This window comes from Cellulophaga sp. L1A9 (assembly GCF_009797025.1).
Classification (GTDB): domain Bacteria; phylum Bacteroidota; class Bacteroidia; order Flavobacteriales; family Flavobacteriaceae; genus Cellulophaga.
In genome coordinates, this window is sequence record NZ_CP047027.1 from 4,260,240 (window position 1) to 4,280,730 (window position 20,491).

Annotated in this window: 15 protein-coding genes; 9 read left to right on the plus strand and 6 right to left on the minus strand. The window is 35.0% G+C overall.

The window, feature by feature from the left end; genetic code table 11:
- Nucleotides 1-229: 229 nt before the first annotated feature.
- The 7 genes from ilvD to GQR94_RS18755 all read left to right on the plus strand — a co-directional run bounded on the left by ilvD (nt 230) and on the right by GQR94_RS18755 (nt 9,453).
- Nucleotides 230-1,906 carry a dihydroxy-acid dehydratase gene (gene ilvD, locus GQR94_RS18725; RefSeq protein WP_158978117.1) on the plus strand — a complete coding sequence of 559 codons (1,677 nt, stop codon included), beginning with the start codon at nt 230-232 and terminating at the stop codon, nt 1,904-1,906.
- A gap of 49 nt (nt 1,907-1,955) precedes the next feature.
- Nucleotides 1,956-3,695: a biosynthetic-type acetolactate synthase large subunit gene (ilvB, locus tag GQR94_RS18730; protein WP_158978119.1), complete on the plus strand. Its 1,740-nt coding sequence runs from the start codon at nt 1,956-1,958 to the stop codon at nt 3,693-3,695.
- Between the two features lies 1 nt (nt 3,696).
- On the plus strand, nt 3,697-4,278 hold the full coding sequence (locus GQR94_RS18735) for an O-methyltransferase (RefSeq protein ID WP_158978121.1): 582 nt from the start codon (nt 3,697-3,699) through the stop codon (nt 4,276-4,278).
- A gap of 47 nt (nt 4,279-4,325) precedes the next feature.
- Entirely contained in the window at nt 4,326-4,856 is a 531-nt protein-coding gene (gene ilvN / locus GQR94_RS18740; RefSeq protein WP_158978123.1) for an acetolactate synthase small subunit, read from the plus strand.
- A gap of 28 nt (nt 4,857-4,884) precedes the next feature.
- Nucleotides 4,885-6,360: a ketol-acid reductoisomerase gene (ilvC, locus tag GQR94_RS18745; protein ID WP_158978125.1), complete on the plus strand. Its 1,476-nt coding sequence runs from the start codon at nt 4,885-4,887 to the stop codon at nt 6,358-6,360.
- A gap of 67 nt (nt 6,361-6,427) precedes the next feature.
- Nucleotides 6,428-7,681, plus strand: a complete 1,254-nt coding sequence (gene ilvA, locus GQR94_RS18750) for a threonine ammonia-lyase IlvA (RefSeq protein WP_158978127.1) — start codon at nt 6,428-6,430, stop codon at nt 7,679-7,681.
- Nucleotides 7,682-7,869: 188 nt separating this feature from the next.
- Complete coding sequence (locus GQR94_RS18755) at nt 7,870-9,453, plus strand: NADP-dependent glyceraldehyde-3-phosphate dehydrogenase (RefSeq protein ID WP_158978129.1); 1,584 nt, start codon at nt 7,870-7,872, stop codon at nt 9,451-9,453.
- Nucleotides 9,454-9,489: 36 nt separating this feature from the next.
- On the opposite strand, the gene GQR94_RS18760 is transcribed toward GQR94_RS18755, so the two are convergent.
- Both GQR94_RS18760 and GQR94_RS18765 read right to left on the minus strand, forming a co-directional pair.
- Nucleotides 9,490-10,128 (minus strand): M48 family metallopeptidase, encoded by a 639-nt coding sequence (locus GQR94_RS18760; RefSeq protein ID WP_158978131.1) that lies wholly within the window; start codon nt 10,126-10,128, stop codon nt 9,490-9,492.
- Between the two features lie 108 nt (nt 10,129-10,236).
- Complete coding sequence (locus tag GQR94_RS18765) at nt 10,237-12,393, minus strand: TonB-dependent receptor (RefSeq protein WP_158978133.1); 2,157 nt, start codon at nt 12,391-12,393, stop codon at nt 10,237-10,239.
- A 257-nt stretch (nt 12,394-12,650) separates the two neighbouring features.
- Here GQR94_RS18765 and GQR94_RS18770 point away from each other — a divergent pair, with 257 nt between their 5' ends.
- A complete protein-coding gene (locus tag GQR94_RS18770) occupies nt 12,651-13,853 on the plus strand; it encodes an MFS transporter (protein ID WP_158978135.1) in 1,203 nt (400 codons plus the stop codon).
- A 1-nt stretch (nt 13,854) separates the two neighbouring features.
- Here the strand turns inward: GQR94_RS18770 and GQR94_RS18775 are convergent, their stop codons facing one another.
- Together GQR94_RS18775 and clpB are read right to left on the minus strand one after the other, a co-directional pair.
- Nucleotides 13,855-14,451 carry a TetR/AcrR family transcriptional regulator gene (locus tag GQR94_RS18775; RefSeq protein WP_158978137.1) on the minus strand — a complete coding sequence of 199 codons (597 nt, stop codon included), beginning with the start codon at nt 14,449-14,451 and terminating at the stop codon, nt 13,855-13,857.
- 122 nt (nt 14,452-14,573) lie between these two features.
- A complete protein-coding gene (gene clpB / locus GQR94_RS18780) occupies nt 14,574-17,171 on the minus strand; it encodes an ATP-dependent chaperone ClpB (RefSeq protein ID WP_158978139.1) in 2,598 nt (865 codons plus the stop codon).
- A gap of 168 nt (nt 17,172-17,339) precedes the next feature.
- Between clpB and ytxJ the strand changes: the two genes are divergently transcribed.
- Nucleotides 17,340-17,738, plus strand: a complete 399-nt coding sequence (gene ytxJ, locus GQR94_RS18785) for a bacillithiol system redox-active protein YtxJ (protein ID WP_158978141.1) — start codon at nt 17,340-17,342, stop codon at nt 17,736-17,738.
- Nucleotides 17,739-17,813: 75 nt separating this feature from the next.
- Here ytxJ and GQR94_RS18790 read toward each other — a convergent pair whose 3' ends face one another.
- Nucleotides 17,814-18,998, minus strand: coding sequence for a hypothetical protein (locus tag GQR94_RS18790; protein WP_158978143.1), 1,185 nt, complete (start codon nt 18,996-18,998; stop codon nt 17,814-17,816).
- A gap of 113 nt (nt 18,999-19,111) precedes the next feature.
- Complete coding sequence (gene fahA, locus GQR94_RS18795) at nt 19,112-20,407, minus strand: fumarylacetoacetase (protein ID WP_158978145.1); 1,296 nt, start codon at nt 20,405-20,407, stop codon at nt 19,112-19,114.
- Between the last annotated feature and the right edge of the window lie 84 nt (nt 20,408-20,491).

Here is a 20,491-nt window from a genome sequence, read left to right on the forward strand (position 1 = left end):
TTTTTTATGGAAAATACCGAAAAAATTAGCCTTTAAAAATAACTTTATTGTATTGAATATGGGAGAAAATACTGTCATAATAAATTGATTATCAATGTTTTAAATATATAATGCTAAAATTGACTTTGAACCAATAAGATTTGTTAAAAAACTAAGGAATTATAAACATTTATCTTTGATTTAATAGCGCATACACACAAGGAATAAAAATATACAAGCATATCGTTGAATGGAATTAAATAAATATAGTAAAAACGTAACTCAAGACCCTACACAACCAGCAGCACAAGCAATGTTGTATGGTATAGGTTTTAAAGATGAAGATTTTGAAAAGCCAATTATTGGTGTCGCAAGTACAGGTTACGAGGGAAATCCTTGTAATATGCATTTGAATGATTTGGCCAAATTGGTAAAAGAGGGTGTTAATTCAAAAGCATCTGTTGGTTTAATTTTTAATACCATTGGTGTTAGTGATGGCATTTCCATGGGAACTCCTGGAATGCGTTTTTCATTACCCTCTAGAGATATTATTGCCGATTCTATGGAAACGGTAGTGCAAGGAATGTCATATGATGGTTTGGTTACTGTAGTAGGCTGTGATAAAAACATGCCTGGTGCATTAATGGCTATGATTCGTCTTAATCGTCCCTCTATTTTAGTGTATGGAGGTACCATTGCTTCTGGTTGCTATCAAGAGAAAAAATTAGATATCGTTTCTGCTTTTGAAGCCTGGGGAGAAAAAGTAGCAGGTACCATGAAAGAAGAAGATTTTCAGTGTATCATAAAAAAAGCAATTCCTGGTGCAGGTGCTTGTGGCGGAATGTATACGGCAAACACGATGGCTTCTGCAATTGAAGCTTTAGGAATGTCTTTACCATATAACTCATCAAATCCAGCAGTGGGTAATGATAAAAAAGAGGAATGTATTGAAGCAGGTAAAAAGATGTTTTACCTTTTAGAGCATGATATTAAACCTCTAGATATTGTTACTAGAAAATCTATAGAAAATGCTATTCGTCTTGTAATTATTATGGGCGGTTCTACAAATGCAGTACTTCACTTTTTAGCGATTGCAAGGGCTGCGGATATCGATTTTACCTTACAAGATTTTCAACATATTAGTGATACTACGCCATTTATTGCGGATTTAAAACCTAGTGGAAAATATTTAATGGAAGATGTACACCGCATTGGTGGTATTCCTGCAGTATTAAAGTATTTGTTAAAAAACGGATTACTACATGGAGATTGTTTGACTGTGACAGGAAAAACATTAGCAGAGAATTTAGAGCATGTTCCTAATTTACAAGAAGGTCAAGATGTCATTCGCTCTTTAGATAATCCTATTAAAGCAACAGGGCATTTACGTATGCTTTATGGAAACCTTGCTGAAAATGGTTCTGTAGCAAAAATTACAGGAAAAGAAGGCTTACTGTTCAAAGGAACAGCTAAAGTTTTTGATAGTGAATATGCGGCAAATGATGGGATCAGTGCTGGTCAAGTTAAAAAAGGTGATGTTGTGGTCATTCGTTATGAAGGTCCTAAAGGTGGTCCTGGAATGCCAGAAATGCTAAAACCTACAGCCGCAATTATGGGTGCTGGTTTAGGAAAAGAAGTGGCCTTGATTACCGATGGTCGTTTTTCAGGGGGTACACATGGTTTTGTGGTAGGTCATATTTCGCCAGAAGCACAAGAAGGTGGTACTATTGCCTTAGTAAAAGATGGTGATATTATTACCATTGATGCAGAAACAAATGCTATAAATGTAGAAGTTTCTGATGAAGAACTAGCAAAGCGTAAGGAATCGTGGGTTGCTCCAGCCTTGAAGTTCAAAAAAGGGGTTTTATACAAATATGCACGTTCCGTATCCTCTGCAGCACAAGGGTGTGTTACGGATGAATTTTAAAAAGCTATTTATTATTTCCTGTGAAAAGGAAATCTAGAAAGTAAAGCGTATGAATACAGAGACAATAAGAGAAAAATCAAAATCGACGAATATGAAGACTGCTATAAAAATTAGTGGTGCCGAAGCAATAATACAATGTTTATTGGCTGAGGGAGTCGATTTAATTTATGGTTACCCTGGTGGTGCCATAATGCCTGTTTATGATGAATTGTATAAATTTCAGGATAGACTAACACATATATTAACGCGTCACGAGCAAGGTGCTACGCATGCTGCTCAAGGCTATGCAAGAGTTTCTGGCAAAGTAGGTGTTGCTTTGGCTACCTCTGGTCCTGGAGCAACTAATCTTGTGACTGGGTTAGCAGATGCGCAAATAGATTCTACACCATTGGTCTGTATAACAGGCCAAGTAATTAGTCAATTATTAGGTTCAGATGCTTTTCAAGAAACTGATATTGTAGGGATATCTACACCTGTTACAAAATGGAATTATCAAATAACAAAAGCTTCTGAAATCCCAGAAATATTGGCAAAGGCATTTTACATAGCAAAATCTGGTCGTCCAGGTCCTGTCTTAATTGACATTACTAAAGATGCTCAATTTGAAATGTTTGATTTTTTATATGAAAAATGCACAGGTGTCCGCAGTTATAACCCTGTACCTAAGCCAAATATAAATGCCATTACACAAGCGGCTAAATTAATTAACGAAGCAAAAAAACCTATGATCGTTTTTGGTCAGGGTGTTATTTTAGGTCAGGCAGAAGGCGAATTAAAGCAATTGGTAGAAAAAGCAGGTATTCCTGCTGCTTGGACCATTTTAGGGCTTTCTGCGATGGATACAGATCATCCTTTAAATGTAGGAATGGTAGGTATGCATGGGAACTATGCGCCTAATGTTTTGACCAATGAATGCGATTTATTAATTGCTATTGGAATGCGTTTTGATGATCGTGTTACGGGTAATTTACAAACCTATGCGAAACAAGCAAAGGTCATTCATTTTGAAATTGACCCAGCAGAGATTAATAAAAATGTGATATCAGAAGTTGCCGTTTTAGGAAACTCTAAAGAAACACTACAATTATTACTTCCAATGATTGCTAAAAACAGTCATGAAGCTTGGCATAATGAATTTAAGAAAAGATACGAAATTGAATACAACGAAGTAATCAAACATGATATTAAACCAACGAAAGATGGTTTAACCATGGGTGAAGTTATTGAAGAGATTAATATCGCTTCAAATAATAGTGCTATTATCGTTACAGACGTTGGGCAACATCAAATGATTGCCTGTAGGTATGCAAAGTTTAACCAATCTAAAAGTAATGTTACTTCTGGTGGTTTAGGAACCATGGGCTTCGCTTTACCAGCGGCTATTGGTGCTAAGCAAGGCGCTATGGATCGTGAGGTTGTGGCAATTATTGGTGATGGTGGCTTTCAAATGACCATACAAGAACTAGGCGTTATTTTTCAACATAAAATTCCGGTAAAGATTGTGGTCTTAAATAATGACCATCTAGGAATGGTACGCCAATGGCAAGAATTGTTCTTTGAAAAAAGATATGCATCTACAGTTATGGTTAATCCTGATTTTGTAAAAATAGCTGAAGGGTATAGTATTGCATCAAAACGTGTGAGTGAAAGAAAAGATTTAAAAGCAACTATTCATGAAATGATTGCTTCTAAAGAACCTTATTTCTTAGAAGTAAAAGTTGAAAAAGAGGGTAATGTATTTCCAATGATTCCTACAGGAGCATCGGTTTCAGATATCAGATTAAAATAAAATGGTAGATATAATATCCAAGAACAAGCCTAAAATTCATTCTAAAATAGAAGCCAAATCTAAGGCTATCGGGTTTACGATGCCTTCAGATTTATATATAGGGAGTTTACTTAAGACCTTAATCGCTTCTAAACCCAAAGCTCATATTTTAGAATTGGGTACTGGGATAGGATTATCACTATCATGGATGATTGATGGAATGGATGCTGATTCACGTTTAATATCGGTTGATAATGACCCTGAATTAATTAAAATTTCTACGGAGTTTTTTGGTACGGATAAAAGAGTGCAACTCATCTGTGAAGACGGAACGGTATGGCTTAAGAACTATAAGGGAGAAAAATTCGATGTAATTTTTGCAGATGCTTGGCCAGGAAAATACAGTGAAATAGAAGAAGTTTTAAATCTTGTGAAAGTGGGCGGGTTTTATATTATTGACGACATGGCAAAACAAGAAAATTGGCCAGAAGGGCATGAAAAGCATGTCACTGATTTGGTGTGTTACTTAGATGCTAGAGAAGACTTTAAATTAACAAAATTAAATTGGTCTACCGGATTAATAATCGCCGTTAGAAGTAACTAATATATTAATATCCCTTTTAAAATTAAATAGGGAATTAGGGTAAAAGGATGGAAAAAAAGTGGTTTACAATATCAATTTATTCTGAAAATAACATCGGGTTATTAAACAGAATTTCAGGAATTTTCTTAAAGCGACATATTAATATTGAGAGCTTAAACGTCTCTAAATCAGAGATTGAGAGCGTATCAAAATTTACAGTGGTTGTCTTTACTGAAGATGAAGTTGCACGTAAAATTGTAGGGCAAATTGAAAAACAAATAGAAGTTATAAAAGCATTTTATCATTTAGATGATGATACCATATATCAAGAATCTGTAATCTTTAAAATAGCCTCTAACCTTTTATTTGATGAACGTCAAATACAGAATATTATAAAGGATTGTAACGCAACAATCGTCACCGTATCTAGAGATTTCTTTGTTCTTGCAAAAACAGGAAGAAAGCATGAAGTAGATGATATGTACGAACAATTAAAACCTTTCGGAATTATGCAATTTGTACGTTCAGGAAGAATAGCAGTGACTAAAGCAGAGATGCCTATTTCTGCTATGATAGCAAAATTTAAGAAACAAGAATAAATCAATTTTAAATAAACGAGTTTATAAAATGGCAAATTATTTCAATACACTATCACTGAGAGAACAATTGACCCAATTAGGGAAATGTAGATTCATGGATACAAGTGAATTTTCTGATGGTGTAGACGCTTTAAAAGGGAAAAAAATAGTAATTGTAGGTTGTGGAGCACAAGGTTTAAATCAAGGTTTAAACATGCGTGATTCTGGTTTAGATATTTCTTATGCTTTACGTGATGCTGCAATAAAAGAACAAAGACAGTCTTATAAAAATGCTAAAGAAAACGGATTTACAGTTGGTACGTACCAAGAATTGATTCCAATAGCAGATTTAGTTATTAATTTAACGCCTGATAAACAACATACTAATGTGGTAGAAACGGTAATGCCTTTAATGAAAAAAGGAGCTACGTTATCTTACTCACATGGTTTTAATATTGTTGAAGAAGGCATGCAGGTTCGTAAAGATTTAACGGTAATTATGGTTGCCCCTAAATCTCCAGGATCTGAAGTTCGTGAAGAGTATAAAAGAGGTTTTGGTGTGCCAACATTAATCGCGGTGCACCCAGAAAATGATCCAGAAGGAAAAGGTTTAGCAGAAGCAAAAGCTTATGCTGTAGCGACAGGTGGTGATAAAGCGGGTGTTTTAGAGTCTTCATTTGTTGCTGAAGTAAAATCAGATTTAATGGGAGAACAAACTATTCTTTGTGGTTTGCTACAAACAGGATCTATTTTATGTTTTGACAAAATGATTGATAAAGGAATGGATGCCGGTTATGCTTCTAGACTTATTCAATACGGTTGGGAAACAGTTACAGAAGGTCTTAAATATGGTGGAATTACCCATATGATGGATCGTTTGTCTAATCCAGCAAAAATTAAAGCTTTTGAACTTTCAGAAGAATTAAAAGAAATTATGCGTCCCTTGTTTCAAAAACATATGGATGATATTATCGAAGGTGAATTTTCTAAAACGATGATGGAAGACTGGGCTAATGATGATAAAAACCTATTAACATGGAGAGCAGAAACAGGAGAAACTGCTTTTGAAAAAACACCAGCAGGTAGCGATAAAATTTCTGAACAAGAATTTTACGACCATGGTGTGTTAATGGTAGCTATGGTTAGAGCAGGAGTAGAGCTTGCTTTTGAAGCGATGACAGATTCTGGAATTATAGCAGAATCTGCTTACTACGAGTCATTACATGAAACGCCGTTAATTGCGAACACTATTGCGCGTAAAAAATTATTCGAAATGAATCGTGTAATTTCTGATACAGCAGAATATGGTTGTTATTTATTTGATCATGCTTGTAAACCTTTATTGAAAGACTTTATGTCTAAAATTGATACTGATGTTATCGGTAAAAAATTCGGAGAAGGAAAAGGCAATGGTGTAGATAATGCTAAATTAATTGAAGTGAATAAAGCGTTAAGAGAGCATCCAGTAGAAATTGTTGGAGCGAGATTAAGAGCTTCAATGACAGCAATGAAGCCAATCGTATAATCTTCTATACATTTAATAACAAACCTGTCAAGTTTTTTAAACCTGACAGGTTTTTTACTTTTATACCATGAAATACTTCCCGAAAATAGAAGATATATATACTGCGGCTACCACTATAAAACAAGTAGTAGCAGAAAATACTCCGTTACAAGAAAGCATCCGATATTCTAAACAATACGATGCGAATATTCTTTTAAAACGAGAAGATTTGCACCGTGTGCGATCGTACAAAATTAGAGGTGCATTTAATAAAATTTATAGTCTAAGCGCTGAAGAAAGAAAAAAAGGCGTTGTCTGTGCTAGCGCTGGTAACCATGCACAAGGGGTAGCTTTTGCGTGTAACCATCTCAAGATAAAAGGGACTATTTATATGCCTTCTGTAACTCCGCAGCAAAAAATTGAGCAAACACAGCTTTTCGGTGGAGAATGGGTTACGATCGTTTTGAAAGGAGATACTTTTGACGACTCTTATAAAGCTTCTATGAAATTCTGTAACGAGAATGATAAGGTTTTTGTCCATCCTTTTGATGATCCTAAAACGATAGAAGGTCAGGCAACCGTTGGTCTCGAAATTATTCAACAAACGACCGCCACTATAGATTATGTTTTTGTAGCTATCGGTGGTGGTGGATTGGCTGCTGGCCTTTGTAGTGTATTTCATCAATTGTCGCCCAATACTAAAATTATAGGTGTGGAACCAGAAGGCGCTGCATCCATGAAAACATCTATAGAAAATGGCGTAAATACGGAGTTAGAACATATCGATAAATTTGTAGATGGTGCTGCTGTGCAGAAAGTGGGCGATTTGACCTTCGAAATCTGTAAAAAACATTTACATGATGTCATTACTGTTCCAGAAGGTAAAGTATGTCAAACTATTTTAGACCTGTACAATCGTGATGCTATTGTTGTAGAACCTGCAGGGGCATTAACCTTATCTGTTTTAGATCTTTACAGTACCGAAATAAAAGGTAAAAATGTAGTCTGCATTGTTAGCGGGAGCAATAACGATATTACTAGAACAGCAGAAATTAAAGAACGCGCTTTACTTTACCGAAATTTAAAACACTATTTTATTGTTCGTTTTCCCCAACGCCCCGGAGCATTAAAGGAGTTTGTTGTTGATATCCTAGGTCCTACTGATGATATTACTCATTTTGAATACTCTAAAAAATCCAGTAAAGAAAATGCACCTGCTGTAGTGGGTATAGAGCTTAAAAGTGCCGATAATTTACAACCCTTAATTGAACGGATGAAAGCCAATAATTTCTTCGGAGACTACTTAAATGATAAGCCAGATTTGTTTCAATATCTAGTGTAAGACAAAGGAATAAAGTCATATCATGCGCTAGATCTTTTTAGGTGTTTCCTTTCGAAAACGTTTGATATCTATCATATTACATTTTTATGTTATGATTATGCTATTCTTCGCATTTATACCTGCAATTAATTGAGTTTTTAGCGACTTATTAAGTAACTTTATATCTAAGTACGAATAAAATGACAAAAATGAAAACTACAATTCCAGAGGAATTTCAGATTAAAGAAACAATTGAACAAAAAACATATTTAGTAGATGGTGAATTAAAAAAGTGGAGTGGCAATACCACACAAGTTTTTTCTACAATATCCTCTACAGAAGATTATAAGCCTACCTTATTAGGCTCTATCCCAGATATGGGAGAACCAGAAGCTATGGATGCTTTAAATGCAGCTACAAAAGCATATGGTAGAGGTCAAGGTGTTTGGCCTACCATGCACGTGAAAGATCGTATAGATTGCATGGAAGCTTTCGTTAAGAAGATGGAAACGAAGCGTGAAGAAGTTGTAAAATTATTGATGTGGGAAATCGGCAAATCATTACCAGATTCTCAAAAAGAATTTGATAGAACTGTAGAGTACATTTATGATACGATAGAGGATTACAAACAACTAGACCGTAATGCCGCAAAGTTTCAAAAACACGATGGTGTTTATGCCCATATAAAAAGAGGTCCCTTAGGCGTTGTTCTTTGCTTAGGACCTTATAATTATCCATTAAATGAGACCTTTGCATTACTGATTCCTGCAATTATTATGGGGAATACAGCTATTTTTAAACCTGCAAAACATGGTGTATTATTAATTACTCCTTTGTTAGAAGCTTTTCAATCTTGTTTTCCAAAAGGCGTAATCAATATTCTTTTTGGTAGAGGTAGAGCGGTAGCAGCGCCTATTATGCAAACAGGTAAAGTAGATGTTTTAGCACTAATTGGAAATAGTAAATCTGCAAATGCCTTGCAGAATCAGCACCCAAAAAGTAACCGTTTGCGATTAGTACTTGGTTTAGAAGCAAAAAATCCTGCTATTGTACTTCCTGATGCCGACTTAGATTTGACGATTGATGAGTGTATCGCGGGTACATTATCCTTCAACGGTCAGCGTTGTACTGCTTTAAAAGTAGTCTATGTTCATGAAGATATTGCTGAGGAATTTAACAAACGATTTTCTAAACGTGTTGATGAACTTAAATTTGGAAACCCTTGGGATGATGGGGCGAAATTAACTCCATTACCAGAGCCAGAAAAGCCAGCATATATTCAAGGTTTAATTGATGACGCCCTTGTTAAAGGAGCAAAAATTTTGAATAAAAAAGGAGGTGAGCATGCAGATAACTATATCTGGCCTGCAGTGCTATACCCTGTTACTAAGGACATGAATGTTTATAAAGAAGAGCAATTTGGACCTGTTATTCCTATAGTTCCTTTTAAAAACATAGAGGAGCCTTTAGATGACATGGCAGAGTCCAATTACGGGCAGCAAGTTAGTTTGTTTGGGAAAGATGTATATGCGCTTGCTCCACTAATAGATTCTTTAGTGAACCTAGTATGCCGTGTAAACTTAAATAGCTCTTGTCAACGTGGACCAGATGTGTACCCGTTTACAGGAAGAAAAGATTCTGCGCAAGCCACTTTAAGTGTGCATGATGCCTTGCGTTCTTTTTCTATTAGAACTTTTGTCGCTTTCAAAGACAATGACTTGAATACAGAAATTATTGAACAATTATTAGATGCTAAACTTTCTAATTTTGTAAGTACTGATTATATCTTATAATTTAATAATCATATACACTAAAGTTAAACCTCTCCCTTATTTAGGAGAGGTTTCTTTTTTACAAGACGTATGCACTGCTTCTGCACGTTCTATTCCACTATAAGGGTAAAATTGTATGGTTTGTTCTTCCTTATTAAATAATTCTATAGCACGCGTTATATCATCGCAAAAGGGTTGAGTAGATTTTCCAAAGAATTTTGCAGACCCCATATCCCATTCGGCTTTACTTAATACCACTCTTGGATTTTCTGGGGCTATTTCTAATGCTTTATTGTAAAGTACCGCATTTTCTGCAGATAAAGTCATGCCGTACTTTTGTCCATCAAAAGCAATATAGGCGGTATTTAATAAGGCATAACTTATGATGATTTCTGGATTATGTTTAGATAAGTTGGCAGCCTGATCTAAATATTTTTTTGCCCGCGTTAGTTTTGAGGTAAGCATATCTTCTTCTTGAATACCAAAACTGCTCACTATTTCAACAGTGGCTAAATAGTAAGGTGGTAGCCAATTTTCTTTTTCCGCAGTTGCAATTCGTTCAAATAGCTGTGATGCTTCTGTATTTTTTTGTTCTTGCCATAATTGGAAGGCTTTACTCATTCCTTTTTCATAAGAGGTCTGTGCAGCTAGATTTAAGGTAAGCATAAAGGTGAATACAAATACAATAGTTTTCATAGGATTGGTTTTTATAGATTTATAATGTGAATCAAATATCACGGTATTTTTAATTTTACAAGAATTTAGGGTACCGAGTTGTTGTTTTTGGGGATCCAAATGTCAGTTTTACAAATTATCAAGCTGATTGTCTTTCTTGTTATCACTAATGGTCCAAAATAAACCTACAAAGAAGAAGCTATCTGTATTGGGTGTAAGTGCTCTACGATCAAATGTTCCAGAACCATTTACTTCATCAGCATATTGATATCCATTAATATTCTTGGTACCTAAGACATTGCTTACCGAGAAATAAAGAATTTTTTGCGGACTAATGAGATACGCCCAATTGGCATTTAAAGCAGTATAGTTTTTAGTTTTTTCGGTTAAAAACCCATCCGTATTTGGGTTGGTATAGGAGCGACCGGTAGCAAAATTATAACTAAGCCCTATCTGACTTTTCCAGTTTTCTACCCAATGCTTTAATACCAAAGAGGCATTGTGCGTAGAGGCAAAGTTGGGAGTTGCGGTAACGGGATAGTTTTTATAATCTCTTTCAGTATCTAAATAAGAATAGGAGACCCAGTATTCTGTATTTTTTACTGTTTTGTTGTCCCTCCAAAAAATATCAAGCCCTTTAGCAAAGCCACCACCTTTATTAGAATAATTAGACATAGGAAGCGCTATTGGCGTATCATATTTTACTAGATTATTGTAATCCTTATAATATACTTCTGCTCTAAATATCTGCTTGTTTTTAACATACTGGTAATTGGCAATTAAATGCGTTGTGTTTTCCGCAGAGAAATCAGAACCAAATTTTAGATAGTCATTCTTTGGGTTTTGGAAAAATTGACCATAAGCCAAAGAAAATTGTGCATTTGCTCCAGATTTATAGGCTAAGGAAATTCTAGGAGATACATTAAATTCTTCTAATAATTGAGAATACTCCCCTCTAAAGCCAATTTTGGTGGCTAAATTCTTAGAAAAGAAAATATCTGTTTCTATAAAACTACTCAAGAGGTTATTATCAAAACCGTAGTCGTTGATTGCTGTAGTAGCGGTTGTATAGTTTTCTTTAAAGTTTGTACTAAAGTATTCTGCACCAAAGTTTAGTTTGTACCTGCTAGAAAAATATTTATTGAGAACCAATTTAAAATGAGCAGAATTCTCAACATCGGTAACATCAGCATCACTAAATTTTAATTTAGACTTATCATTGGAGAATGATACACCCGTTAGAATACTCCAATCTTTGGCTAAAAAATCTTTATAAGAGGTGTTGATATATAAGTTTCTATTTTCTATTGCAAATCTAATCCCTAAGGGTTCATTGATGTCTACTTGGGTAAGATCAAAATTTAAAGCACTAAAAGCACCATATACTTTTAATAAACCATCGTTTTTAAATTTGTATCGATATACTGCTTCTCCTCCTAAAGTTTCTATGGGTTTGTGCCAAATATTATTCCCAGGAAATAATTTCTGGTATGGTTCTAAATTCATATATGAAGCATTTATACTCAAAGAATTAGCCTTCCATTTTTGGGTATTACCAACACCTAAACCTACCGTCATTAGGGATAGTTCTGTTTTTTCTTCCAGAGGTTCATCTATACTGCTAAGCAGAAGAACACTAGATAACGCTTGGCCATATTCCGCAGAATACCCACCAGTAGAAAATGTGATTCCCTTAAACAAAAAAGGAGACAATCTACCTCTAGTAGGAATGTTATTCGCAGAAGGGGCGTAAGGAGTAAATACGCGCATGCCATCTACAAAAATTTGGGTTTCATCGGCATCACCACCACGAACAAACAACCTGCCATCTTCTGCCACAGTAGAGGTTCCTGGTAAGGTTTGTAAAGCTCCCATCACATCACCAAGTGCTCCAGCAGTAGTCACTATATCTAAGGGCTTTAATACGGTTACTTTTGCATTATCACCCGCTTTAAATGTTCCTGCATTTACGGTGACCGCATCCAACGTATTTACATCATCCCGCAGTTTTACTGTAAAGTTTTTAAATGTGCTTAGATCAGAAGATGTGGCATACGTTTCGTAAGAAATAGAGGAGACGACCAAAGTCTGTACTCCGGTTTCTGTTGTTTGAAAAGAGAATATACCATCTTCATTAGTTGCGGTTCCATCATAGGTGCCTTCTAAATACACATTAGCTCCCATTACCGGTATACCCTGGTGATCAATAACTTTTCCATTAATGGTTTCTTGTGCTATTACATTTATGTGTAGCAGTAATAGCATGGCAAATACTAAAATTTTCATGATTGTTCTGTCTTTTGGTTGATACCACAAATATGTAGCGTTATTGGAGTATTAGAGAAAATGATATTCTGAGTTGTATAATTTTTGACCTGAATTGTAGAAAACAGAAAAAATAGGGGTATATAAAGAGGTCAATAATTAACATAAATATGGTAATTAAACATAGAAATAAGCTGTTTATTGGTTTTACCTTTGCCTGCTTAATTGTTATTTTTTACGATTGAAAATTGTTGTTGATCATTAAAATGAAGAAGCGTATGGATGCGATAAAATCAAATAAAAAAGCACTATTAGCCTTAGCTATTGGAGGATTTGGAATAGGAATGACGGAATTTGTAATTATGGGAATCTTACCTGATGTTGCTACTGCTTTACAAATTACAATTCCTCAAGCAGGGCATTTTATAGCCGCTTATGCCTTAGGAGTAGTGGTAGGGGCTCCACTTTTAACAGGACTAGGCAGTAAATGGTCTGCCCATAAAGTTTTGCTAGCATTAATGCTTTGGTTTACACTGTTTAATAGCTTATCTGCTTTTGCAGAAAATTATACAAGTCTTTTAGTTTTTAGGTTTTTATCAGGACTTCCTCATGGAGCCTTTTTTGGAATTGGAGCTGTAGTTGCTGGAAAATTAGTACCAAAGGGGAAATCTGCTCAAGGTATGGCTATAATGTTTTCTGGATTAACCTTAGCCAATGTTCTAGGTGTTCCTCTAGGAACTTATTTGGGGCATCATTTTAGTTGGAATCTTTCTTTTATGTTAGTGGGAGTAATCGGAATTTTAGCAATGTTAAGCGTCTATTTTTGGATGCCTGCATTTCCTAAATCATCCACCGAAGGATTGCGAAAAGATTTACAAGTCTTTAAAAGACCAGAACTATGGGTGCTCATTCTATTAACGACAATAGGTACGGGCGGTTTTTTTGCTTGGTACAGTTATATTGCTCCATTGCTTACAGAAGTATCTGGGTATCCAGAAAGCATGGTTGGTTATGCTATGATATTAGCAGGTTTAGGAATGGTAGTGGGGAATTTTGTAGGTGCTAAAATGGCAGAAAAATTGAGTCCTATGAAAGCTATTGTTTTAAGCTTAGGGATGATGTCTTTAGTACTACTCATAAATACCGTTGTTGCTCAAAACCCTATAGCTATATTGGTGCTTACTTTTGTTATCGGTATCATTTCTTTTACTGTAGCTACGCCTATTCAAATGGCGATTATTAATGCTTCTAAAGGATCAGAAATGTTGGGTTCATCTATGAACCAAAGTGCTTTTAATATGGGGAATGCTTCTGGAGCATATTTAGCAGGATTGCCCATTGCAATGGGTTACGGGATAACTTCGGCAAGTATTGTAGGTGCTGCTTTAGCGGGTGCAGGTGCATTAATTGCTATTGGGATCCTAATCAACAGAAGAAAACATGCCATCAAAAATAAGATAAAGCGTTTAGCGTTTAAGTAGGTTATTTTTTAATCTCATTAGAAATTAAATATTCAAGATAGGTTATTGTATTTAATAGGTACTTTCGATCATCTGTGATGGTAGCCATGGCAACAGCACCCTGAATCATGGTATATAATTGCTTAGCAAATTGTAAAGGGGTAACGGGTAATTTTATTTCTCCAGCATTAATTCCGTTTTCTAAAATCAAGGCTATTTTACCTTCTATAGTTTTAGCAACCTCTTTTGCTGCACCTGCTAATAATTTATTATTATATTTTGCATCTATACCAACATTCAATACAGGGCATCCTCCCATCGGTAGGGTGAATTCATCATAATGCCTATAAAAATCAAGTAAATTAGTTAACTTTTCAAGGGCAGTACCTTCAGAATTGATCCGTTTATCAATGGCATCTAAAAGTAGTTTACTATTGTATTCAAAAGCAGCTATAGCAAGCGCTTCTTTATTTTCAAAATTGCCATACAGCGCGCCTTTGGTAAGACCTGTTGCTTCTGTCAAATCGCTCATACTAGTACCAACATATCCTAATTTGTTAAATATGGGTGCAACAGTTTCTACAATGTATACAGTAGTTCTTTGGGCTTTGGTTGTCATATGAAAGCTATTTTATACGAATATAAAAAATTATATACTGTGCGGTATGTAAAATACAAAAAAAAGCATCCTTTTATTTGTTAAATAAAAAGACGCTCTTGCAAATCTAATTTAATCGTTGATTAAGCCATTTCTTCTTGGTTTCTAAAGACCAATTGATCATCAAATGAATCTATTAAAACAACACTATCCGTGGTGATTTTACCACTTAATATCTCTTTAGAAAGGGTATTTAAAACTTCTTTCTGAATCACACGTTTTATTGGGCGTGCTCCATATTGTGGATCATATCCTTTTTCGGCCAAATACTTGATGGTTTCGTCTGTAGCATCAACAGTAATATTCTGTTTTGCTAACATTTTTTTCAATCCATCTAATTGTAAACGTACGATTTTGACAATGTCTTTTTTACTTAATGGCGTAAACATGATAATATCATCAATACGATTTAAAAACTCTGGTCGGATCGTTTTTTTCAACAGCCCTAGAACTTCATCACGTGCTGCTTCTGTTGCACTAGAAGCATCAGGGTTAGATTCAAATTTCTCCTGAATAATATGGCTACCCATATTACTCGTCATAATTATAATCGTATTCTTAAAATCTGCTACACGCCCTTTATTATCTGTAAGTCTACCTTCATCCAATACCTGTAAAAGAACATTAAAGGTATCTGGGTGTGCTTTTTCTATCTCATCTAATAACACCACAGAATATGGTCTACGACGCACTGCTTCTGTCAATTGTCCTCCTTCATCATAACCTACATATCCTGGAGGTGCTCCTACCAATCTACTCACGGAATGACGTTCTTGATATTCACTCATATCTATTCTAGTCATCGCACTTTCGTCATCAAATAAATAACTGGCAAGGGTTTTCGCTAACTCCGTTTTACCAACTCCTGTAGTCCCTAAAAATAAGAAAGAACCAATGGGGCGCTTGGTATCTTGTAAACCAGCTCTACTTCGGCGTATAGCGTCAGAAACAGCTTCAATAGCTTCTTCTTGACCCACCACGCGTTTGTGTAAAACAGCTTCTAATTGTAATAGTTTTTCACGCTCGCTTTGTAACATTTTAGTTACAGGAATACCTGTCCATTTAGCAACAACTTGTGCAATATCCTCACTAGTTACCTCTTCTTTTATCATGGTATCACCTTGCTGTTGCTCGTCTAATACATGCTGTAAGCTCTCTAGTTTTTCTTGAGACTCTTTTATTTTTCCATAGCGCAACTCGGCTACCTTACCATAATCACCATTACGTTCTGCACGTTCAGCTTCAAGTTTAAAATCCTCAATGTCCTGTTTGGTTTTCTGAATATCGTCTACGACTGTTTTTTCGCTTTCCCATTTTGCGAAAATCTCGTTACGGTCTTCTTTGATATTTGCTAAATCTAGATTTAAGGCTTGTAGCTTCGTTTTATCATTCTCACGTTTAATCGCTTCAACTTCAATTTCAAGCTGCATAATTTTGCGATCTAGGACATCTAACTCTTCTGGTTTAGAATTAATTTCCATTCGCAGTTTTGCCGCTGCTTCATCAATTAAATCAATGGCTTTATCGGGTAAAAAACGATTGGTAATATACCGCTGAGATAATTCTACTGCAGAAATAACCGCTTCATCTTTGATCCGTACTTTGTGGTGCGCTTCATATTTATCTTTAATACCTCGAAGAATAGATATTGCACTTTCCGTATCGGGTTCATCAACGATAATTTTCTGAAATCTACGTTCTAAAGCTTTATCCTTTTCAAAATATTTTTGATATTCATCTAGGGTCGTAGCGCCTATTGCTCTAAGTTCACCTCTTGCTAAAGCAGGTTTAAGAATATTGGCAGCATCCATAGCACCATCACCGCCACCGGCACCAACAAGGGTGTGAATCTCATCAATGAACAATACTACATTTCCATCAGAAGACGTCACTTCCTTAATAACAGATTTTAAACGCTCTTCAAACTCCCCTTTATATTTTGCACCCGCAATTAAGGCTCCCATATCTAAAGAATAAATCACCTTATCCTTTAAATTTTCAGGAACATCGCCTTGAACAATTCTACGGGCCAAGCCTTCTGCTATGGCTGTTTTACCAACACCTGGTTCTCCCACTAACATTGGATTGTTTTTTGTTCTACGGGATAATATTTGTAGCACTCTACGAATTTCTTCATCGCGACCAATTACAGGATCTAATTTTCCTTTATCGGCTAGATCATTTAAATTTTTCGCATATTTATTTAAGGAATTATACGTGTCTTCTGCTCCTTGCGAAGTAACCTTTGCACCTTTACGTAATTCTTGAATAGCTGCTTTAAAATTTTTCTCAGTTACCCCTTGATCTTTTAGAATCTGACCAATTTTACTTTTAGAATTAAAAATGGCTAAAAGCAAGTGTTCGATAGATACATACTCATCTTCCATAACCTTAGCAATAGAAGAAGCATCATTCAACGTTTTTCCTGTTTCACGAGAAAAGACTAAATCTCCTCCAGTGACTTTAGGAAAACTTTCTAACTGCTTGTCTACCATTTGAAATAATAAATCGGTATTTACATTCAGTTTCTTTAAAATAAAGGGAGTTACATTTTCATCAACCTGACTAATCGCTTTAAAAATGTGTTCATTTTCAATTTGCTGATGTCCCATCTCTTGCGCAAGTTGCTGTGCGAGTTGCACCGCCTCCTGCGATTTTGTAGTGAAATTATTAATATTCATATATAGTGTTATTTTTATGTTATTGTTTACTTTTACAAGTTAAAATCAAATTTCTTACCAAGACATGATAAATGTCATTCTGACGGTAAAAAATTAGTTTAACAGGACAATACGGCAGCTTGTAAGGTTATAAACGCCTTACGACTGACTATATAAAATTAAGAATATATGGGATTATTTGATAGTCTATTCGGAAATAATAAAGAGGCAAAACCTAAAGAGGAAAAAGCAGCATTGCCATGGATTGCTTTAGCTTCATTAGATCAATTAGAAGAAATAAAAGAAAAGTCTAAAACGAAACCACAAATTATTTTTAAACATTCCACCACGTGCGGTATTAGCCGCATGGTTATGAATACCTTTAAAAATACGTATGCTTTGGATAAGAATCAGGCCGATTTATATTATTTAGATTTACTAAGTAATAGAGAAGTTTCTAATGAAACAGGATATAAATTTCAGGTGATGCATCAATCTCCGCAATTAATCGTAATTAAGAATGGAGTGGCAGTAGCTAATGCTTCTCATGGAAGTATTAATGAGGTTGCCCTAGAGCAATTTGTGTAGTAATTCTAGTTTATAACATAAAAAGGCCCTCATTTGTAAATTACAAATGAGGGCCTTTTTAGTAGACGTTTGAGTTTAATTAAATTGATGTCTTGTAATAATTCCTTTAAGATTAGCTTTTAAATCTTCTCCCGCATCATAAACCATTTGTTCATTAGTAGGGAAGGGTACTGCTGCTAAGCTTAACATAGAAATAAGATCATTGTCTAAAGCCAATTTATCTCCACTATAATTTGCATAGTTGTGTTCAAAAAGAAACAGACTAGATAACGGGTAGGTGTTAATCTGTTGTTTTGTTTTTAAATCTAAAAAATTAACTTGACCAACTACTTGAGCCGATTTAGTTTGTGTAAACTGGTAAAAGTCACACTTTACAGTTTTAAATTTATCAATCTTAATTTTATTTCCCAAACTATCTTTTACTTGATTTCCACTACGATCTAAAGCATAGGTGTATCCATCAATAATCTGTTTTTCTTTACTTATTTGTTTTTCTTTAATTTGTTCTGGTGAAATAGAAATATTTTTAAAAACCACATCCATTTCATAATCATAATGTATACTATTTATAGCATTGGTATGGTATTCTGTCCATAAATTATTTAATCCGAACGTATTAAAGTTTAGTAAATCTTCTTCCAGCCTGCTTGGGATAATTTGTTCTGTATCATTAAACAAACGAACTTGAACGTAATCTATTCCCTTTTGATGTGCTTGTTGAATTTTAAGATTAGTGTCTTTATATCCAGGATTCAGCTTCTCTAAATACAACAAATCATTGTATGCTGTTCTAAAATCATTTTTCGCTGTAGATTGCTCTAGAAGCGATGATGCATTGGCATATACATAGTCTGACAACTGATTTCTAGTGCTAATTATTTTAGCATCATAATCGGTAAAAGAGAACTTAGCTTCACGATCTTCCTCATAAATCATTAAGGGCAATAAAGGCTTAATGCGCTCTTCTATTTGTTTTAAGTTTACGTAGCCATTATAAATTTGTTCATAATTAGCTGCATTATTACTTTTTTGAAGAAACGCAATTTGCTTTAGCTCTCTAGCGGTATTTTTCTTAAACGCCTCTTCTAATAATAAAACATAAGGCTGATTCCCTTTTTTGGTTTTATTATCCACTAAATTATTTAGTGCCTTATTAATTGCTGCATCATAATTTCCGGAATTTAAAGCCTCTTGTGTTTTTTTTACACCTCCACAGGATATAAAAAAAAGAATACTGGTTGCGAGTAAAATTTTTTTCATAATATATTATTTATGGGTTTCTTGGAATTATTTCCAATAGCCGTGCCATAATTTAGTATGAAAACGATAACGTTTCACTTCTAGTATATAAAAAGGCTTTTAACCCTATATGTTTACTGCTTTTTTTTAGGTTGATATACTGGTAATAATTTTGTAGACACCTCTCCAAAACCAATTCTTATACCCTCATTTTTACAGAACCCTTTAATCACTACCGTATCATTATCTTCTATAAACTTTCTTGTTGCCCCATCATTTAATTTCACTTCTTGCTTACCACCCCAGCTTAATTCTAGCATAGAACCGTAAGAATCTGGCGTTGGTCCAGATATGGTTCCACTACCCATTAAATCACCGCTGTTTACATTACAGCCGTTAACGGTATGGTGCGCCAATTGTTGAGACATGGTCCAATACATGAATTTAAAATTAGATTTTGTCACTGTGGTCGCCGTGCTATTTTCAGGAACAATGTCTACTTCTAAATGAATATCATAGCTTTTATTACCATCTGCTTGTACCAAATAGGGTAGTGGCTTAGGTTCTTGGGCTGGGCTATCTACTTTAAAAGGTTGTAAGGCATCCATCGTAACAATCCATGGTGATATTGAGGATGCAAAGTTTTTAGCTAAAAACGGACCTAAAGGAACATATTCCCATTTCTGAATATCTCTAGCACTCCAATCGTTAAATAAAACCATTCCGAAGATATAATCTTCTGCTTCATCAACAGGAATTGGTTCTCCTAAAACATTAGCATCCGTAGTAATGAAAGCCATTTCAAGCTCAAAATCTACTAATTTTGAAGGACCAAATACAGGCGTTTCTGCACCGGCAGGCATTGTTTGTCCCATTGGTCTTCTAACGGGTGTTCCACTAGTTACTATAGAAGAACTTCTTCCATGATAACCCACTGGAATATGAAGCCAGTTTGGTAATAACGCATTATTTGGATCTCTAAACATGGTACCCACATTGGTAGCGTGTTCCTTGCTAGAATAGAAATCTGTATAATCACCAATCTGTACCGGCAATTGCATTTCAATTTCCTCCATGGTAAAAAGAACTACTTTCTTGTGTTCTTCATTATCTCTTAAAGAGGCATTAGCTGTATCAAAAATATCCGAGATACGGTTCCGAACCAAGCGCCATGTTTTTTGCCCGTCAGAGATAAAATCATTTAACGTGTCTTGTAAAAAGATATCATCCGTTAAAGGAATATCTTTAAAATACCCTAATTGATGCAACGCTCCTAAATCTATAGCATGATTCCCTATACGAGTACCAATGGTTATTACATCATCTCTAGTCAAAAAGACACCAAAAGGAATATTTTGAATAGGGAAATCAGAGTTTGCGGGTACAGGGATCCATGTTTTTTTATTTGGATCGTTTGTTTTTATAGGCATATCTAAATTGTTAATTACTGTTTAATAAGTTCTAGAATCAAATATATTATTTTCTTCCAATTAACGATGGTCAATTCGTATTTT